Below are 4826 nucleotides of genomic sequence, written 5' to 3'. Positions count from 1 at the left end.
AAGCCCGCGTTTAACGCGGGCTTTTTGCTGTCCGGGATTTGGTTTTTGCTTTCACGCATCCTCGTTCGTCAAAATCAATTTGAGCCGAACGTCCTCGCTTGAGGTCGTATCGATAGCTCGTCGTCGATGTTCGGATATTTACCTTGTCCGGTTTACCTAGCGCGCTCTCGACATCTTGTTGGCTCATGCCGGCAATGACACGGCGATTGATGATCGCTTCGCGACGTTGCCTGGCGTCGATCAGGTTTCCGCATCTGTCTTCAGCGTGACCAACAATCCCCAGTGCTCGAGTTTTTGTTGTCATCCCGGATATTTTCTCATGGTTGTGTTCCGGCATCACCGCCACGACTGATCCGGGGGAATAGGGGTGAACTTCCTGTGCTGAGCGCCGCTCGCCGTGCGCACAACTCATCGAGGTGAAGGTGATGCTGCCATCATCGGCTTCGCAACGATGCAGTGTGAGGGCGGCTCCGCCAGGCGGCACGCAAAGCAGGCTGGCGAGTACAAGGTGAGATGTTTTCAAGGGCATTCGACGTCCTCCATGACGATCTATGCTCAAGGGTAGTCGCTACATTTTTCAGTGTCGGTGTGTTTTCTTTTCAGAATGAGTCGTCGCATAGCAAGGATCAGGACAGTGCTCAGGTTTGTTTCGCAAGCGCTTGTTTCGCCCGCGATTTTTTAACGTTTTAAACCGTCATGCGGTGTATCATTGCGCCCGTCAGCCCCGCCGGGGCTTATGGAAAAATTCCATGGACTTACCCAGTAGTTACTCAGTACCCCGTTTCACCAATCATGAATTGACTGATTGATTCTTCCGGCGTGCCCCGCTGCTGGGAGTGGAGTTCGCCTATGTCTGAAATCGAAGTAAAGAAAACGCAAGAAAGCCTGCAGGATCGCCTGGCTCAGGTCGTCGAGCTGCTGCAGCGTCAACGGGTCGTTGAAGACCTGACTCATCGCCAGGAAGGCGCGCATCACGATCGCGTCGAAAATCTGGTTCACCGGCAAAATCTCGTCGAGCTGCAACGCAAGCTCGATGATCTGCACTCTGCCGACGTCGCCTATATCCTTGAAGCCTTGCCGCTGGACGACCGTCTGACGCTTTGGCAATTGGTCAAGGCTGATCGCGACGGCGACATTCTTCTCGAAGTATCCGACTCCGTTCGTGAAACGCTGATCGCCGACATGGACGATCACGAGCTCCTGGCCGCTGCCAAGGACATGGATGCAGACGAACTTGCTGACCTGGCTTCCGAGCTGCCGCGAGACGTCGTCCATGAGCTGATGGAGAGCCTGGATAATCAGCAGCGTGAGCGCGTGCGTTCGGCCTTGTCCTACGACGAGGAGCAGGTTGGTGCGCTGATGGACTTCGAGATGGTGACTATCCGTGAGGATGTCAGTCTCGAAGTCGTTCTGCGCTATCTGCGTCGCCTTAAAGAGCTTCCGGGCCATACCGATAAACTGTTCGTGGTCGATTACGACGGTGTGCTCAAAGGTGTGCTGCCGATCAAGCGCCTTTTGGTTAATGATCCGGACAAGCAAGTAGCCGAGGTGATGGCTAGCGACCCGGTGAGTTTTCACCCGGACGAAGATGCCTACGACGCCGCACAGGCGTTCGAACGTTACGACTTGATCTCGGCTCCGGTCGTCGACAAGAACGGTAAGTTGATCGGTCGTCTGACCATCGATGAAATGGTCGACCTGATTCGTGAAGAAAGCGAGAACGAAGTCCTCAACATGGCGGGTCTGCGTGAGGAGGAAGACATCTTCGCGTCGGTCTGGAAGTCGCTTCGTAACCGTTGGGCATGGCTGGCGATCAACTTGATCACTGCGTTTGTTGCATCGCGGGTGATCGGTCTGTTCGAGGGCTCGATCGAGAAACTGGTGGCGCTCGCTGCACTGATGCCGATCGTGGCGGGCATTGGCGGCAATTCCGGTAACCAGACGATCACCATGATCGTTCGCGCCATGGCGCTCGATCAGGTAAGCACCGGCAATACTTCGCGCCTGATGCGCAAGGAATTGGCCGTAGGCTTGATCAATGGCCTTGTCTGGGGCGGTGTGATTGGTGTCGTTGCTTATCTTCTTTACGGAAGTTGGTCGTTGGGTGTGGTGATGACCGCGGCAATGACACTCAACCTGTTGCTGGCCGCATTGATGGGGGTATTGATCCCTATGACCTTGGCGAAGATGGGTCGAGATCCAGCGATGGGGGCTAGCGTGATGATTACTGCGATGACCGACAGCGGTGGTTTCTTCATCTTCCTCGGGCTGGCGACAATATTCCTGCTCTGATCAGCTACAGCGAAACAGCCCGCCTATCTGGCGGGCTTTTTTTTGCCTGGGAAAACTCAAAATCCGCGCAAAAAAAAGCCAGCAATTATGCTGGCTTGAGATGTTCGTTATGGCTCAGGACGCGTCTGCTGCCATTTCGGCGTCATGGGCAATCAAGGACACCAAGGCGTTCTGCTGACGGTGAGACAGCTGGCGGAAACGTTGCAACAGCTCGCGCTCGTGCAACGACAGCTCCGGGCTGTCCAGGCGCATGCTCAGCTCTTCGCCCAGTGCACCTTCCTGAATAAGACTCTGCTCAAGGCGCGCAATGATCTCGGAGTTCATGCTGCGATGATGATTGCGAGCCACCTCGGCAATGCGTTCACGCATTCCGTCTGGCAGACGTACGACGAACTTGTCAGCCGTACGGCTGGAATAAATTGCCTGTTTCAATGGGCGCATATATTTAACCGGTTAGTTCAGGGGAGCGGTTCTCGGGATTGGCCGCAGGATGTGTGGTAGGACAAGCATCCGCGCCAAATGGTTCAACCTGAATTGTTAAGAGGCCCGCATCATGCCTCAAAATTGCCAGATCATTGGCGTCAATTCTGTGACAAATATTGAGCTGGGTAAAGGCGTAATGCCAGCACCAATTATCAGAAATGCGGACTGGTTAGAAATCTTCACCTCTGTCCGCATCCTTGTCCGCTTCCTGCTGCACATCAATTGATGTCCGAGGGCATCAGAACGTGCATGCTATGCGGGTTCTGCATCCTTGTTCCTTACCTGTACAGGATAGTGGCAAATTGCCGATTTACTAGTGGCATACACCTGCTGGAGGGCGTTTTCAGGATGGATGGCAAGCTAATTTACTTGATGGGGCCGTCCGGGTCAGGCAAGGACAGTTTGATCGAGGCTGCGCGAGCCCCCTTACGTGCATTGAACTGTGAGGTGATGCGTCGGGTGATCACGCGATCTGCCGAATCGGTGGGGGAGGATGCTGTTGGGGTGACACCGGATGAGTTTGAGCGGCGTGAGCGCGCCGGCGAATTTTCATTGGCCTGGCGTGCCAATGGTCTCGCCTACGGGATTCCAGTGGAAATGGATCAATGGCTGAATGCTGGACTGCATGTATTGGTCAATGGTTCGCGGGCCAATCTGCGTCAAGCAATGCAGCGCTATCCAGCGCTGCTGCCAGTCTTGCTGACAGTTCGGGATGAGGTGTTGCGAGAGCGTCTGCTCAAGCGTGGTCGAGAAACGCTCGAGCAAATTGACGCAAGACTGGATCGCAATGTGTTGTTCAAGGATAGGCGGTCAAGTGATGAGCCGGTAAATGTCATTGATAATTCCGGGGAGCTGGCGGAGGCCGTCAGTGATCTTTTGCGTCTGATCAGGCTCAGCGTAAAACCGGATCAAATTTGATCTTTCTTCCCGCAGCCAGCGCCAGCACAAATAGCGTGGCAAAAATGGCGCAGCCAATCAGGGGCAGGGTGATTTCAGCGCCCTCGAACAGCGATAAATGCACAACGCCACTCAATAGAGCGAGGATCAGAAATCCCGCAGCTGACTTGGACATGTTTTACTCCTGAAGATGATTCAAAAAACCAGATGTTCGGAGGTCAGTGCTGGTCGCACCTGCTCAGAGTTACTGACGGCCTGTGGGGTAGAGGTGTCCTGATCGTTCAGCACCGCCAGTTGGGGTGCTTTTTGTACCTGCAAGTAATGCGGCATGCGCTGGGCCAATGGCTTCTGTGTTGCATGCTCGGGCACAAACTGGAAGCTCACCAAAACCGCAAGAGCAATTGCATTTGCAAGCAAAAGGGTGGTGTTCATGGGTGTAGCTCCGAATGTTCTTCGATAGAACAGACAAAGCAGCCGTCGTGCCAACAGTTTAACCTCTGTTAAGTCCTTTAAAAACAAGCATTTGAGCGGGTTTTTCGAGTTTTGCAGGTTGCAATCTGCAATAATGGCTTTTCAGTGAGCATGCAAAATGCACGGTAATTCTTCCCGCAGCATTGCAGGGCGCTTGCCTACACTTAAAAAGCCCAACGGACGACATGACAAATCGGGGTTCGGTGGTTAACATGCACGCCGTCCGTCATGCAGCGTCTGCTGCGACAAAGCGTGTGTCTCAGTAGCTCAATTGGATAGAGCATCCCCCTCCTAAGGGGAAGGTTGGCAGTTCGAACCTGCCCTGGGACACCATCTATTGTTGAAACTCCCCTCCTTTAATGCTCGATGGTCTTGAAGCGCTCAATCAGCAGGCGTGGCAAGGCCTAGTCGTAATTTGTATGCGCTTTCTCTTGGAGGGCTTTCTGGTTGAGTTCGAATCAGGCATGGGAGTTGTGTCTATATAGAGGGAGCTTTTTCGCCTGCTTTGATAGAAAAGCGAAATTAACGGTTGACGGCAGATTCAGGATGTCTATAATTCGCCCCACTTCCGGCGCAGTCGAAACGGAAAACTCCTTGAGATTCAATGAGTTATGCAGGTTTCGGCGGCAGGTTGCTTCAGTTCATCGAAGCCAGAAGGAAGTTGAAAAAGAGGTGTTGACAGC

At 53.6% G+C, this 4826-nt stretch carries 6 protein-coding genes and 1 tRNA gene; 3 read left to right on the top strand and 4 right to left on the bottom strand.

Annotated features, from left to right (window positions below; genetic code table 11):
* Positions 1-10 precede the first annotated feature (10 nt).
* A complete protein-coding gene (locus AC1DVF_RS28330; RefSeq protein ID WP_460091954.1) occupies positions 11-529 on the bottom strand; it encodes a cell envelope protein SmpA in 519 nt (172 codons plus the stop codon).
* A gap of 320 nt (positions 530-849) precedes the next feature.
* On the opposite strand from AC1DVF_RS28330, the gene mgtE reads away from it, so the two are divergent.
* A complete protein-coding gene (gene mgtE, locus AC1DVF_RS28325) occupies positions 850-2292 on the top strand; it encodes a magnesium transporter (RefSeq protein ID WP_007919330.1) in 1443 nt (480 codons plus the stop codon).
* A 114-nt stretch (positions 2293-2406) separates the two neighbouring features.
* Here the strand turns inward: mgtE and AC1DVF_RS28320 are convergent, their stop codons facing one another.
* Positions 2407-2733, bottom strand: coding sequence for an Arc family DNA-binding protein (locus AC1DVF_RS28320; RefSeq protein WP_003178899.1), 327 nt, complete (start codon positions 2731-2733; stop codon positions 2407-2409).
* A 390-nt stretch (positions 2734-3123) separates the two neighbouring features.
* Between AC1DVF_RS28320 and phnN the strand changes: the two genes are divergently transcribed.
* Entirely contained in the window at positions 3124-3693 is a 570-nt protein-coding gene (gene phnN / locus AC1DVF_RS28315) for a phosphonate metabolism protein/1,5-bisphosphokinase (PRPP-forming) PhnN (protein ID WP_414926935.1), read from the top strand.
* Here the strand turns inward: phnN and AC1DVF_RS28310 are convergent.
* The gene (locus tag AC1DVF_RS28310) at positions 3668-3847 is read right to left on the bottom strand and encodes a PA3371 family protein (protein ID WP_095048111.1); all 180 of its coding nucleotides are present in this window, start codon (positions 3845-3847) and stop codon (positions 3668-3670) included. The two genes, phnN and AC1DVF_RS28310, sit on opposite strands and share 26 nt — an antisense overlap.
* Positions 3848-3867: 20 nt before the next feature.
* Positions 3868-4104, bottom strand: a complete 237-nt coding sequence (locus AC1DVF_RS28305; protein ID WP_093430377.1) for a hypothetical protein — start codon at positions 4102-4104, stop codon at positions 3868-3870.
* 295 nt (positions 4105-4399) lie between these two features.
* Between AC1DVF_RS28305 and AC1DVF_RS28300 the strand changes: the two genes are divergently transcribed.
* Positions 4400-4476, top strand: a tRNA-Arg gene (locus AC1DVF_RS28300).
* The last annotated feature ends 350 nt before the right edge of the window (positions 4477-4826 follow it).

It is taken from the genome of Pseudomonas sp. P4_D7 (assembly GCF_056401755.1).
Note: the sequence above shows the minus strand (reverse complement) of the source record. Positions and strands in the feature narration are given on the sequence as shown.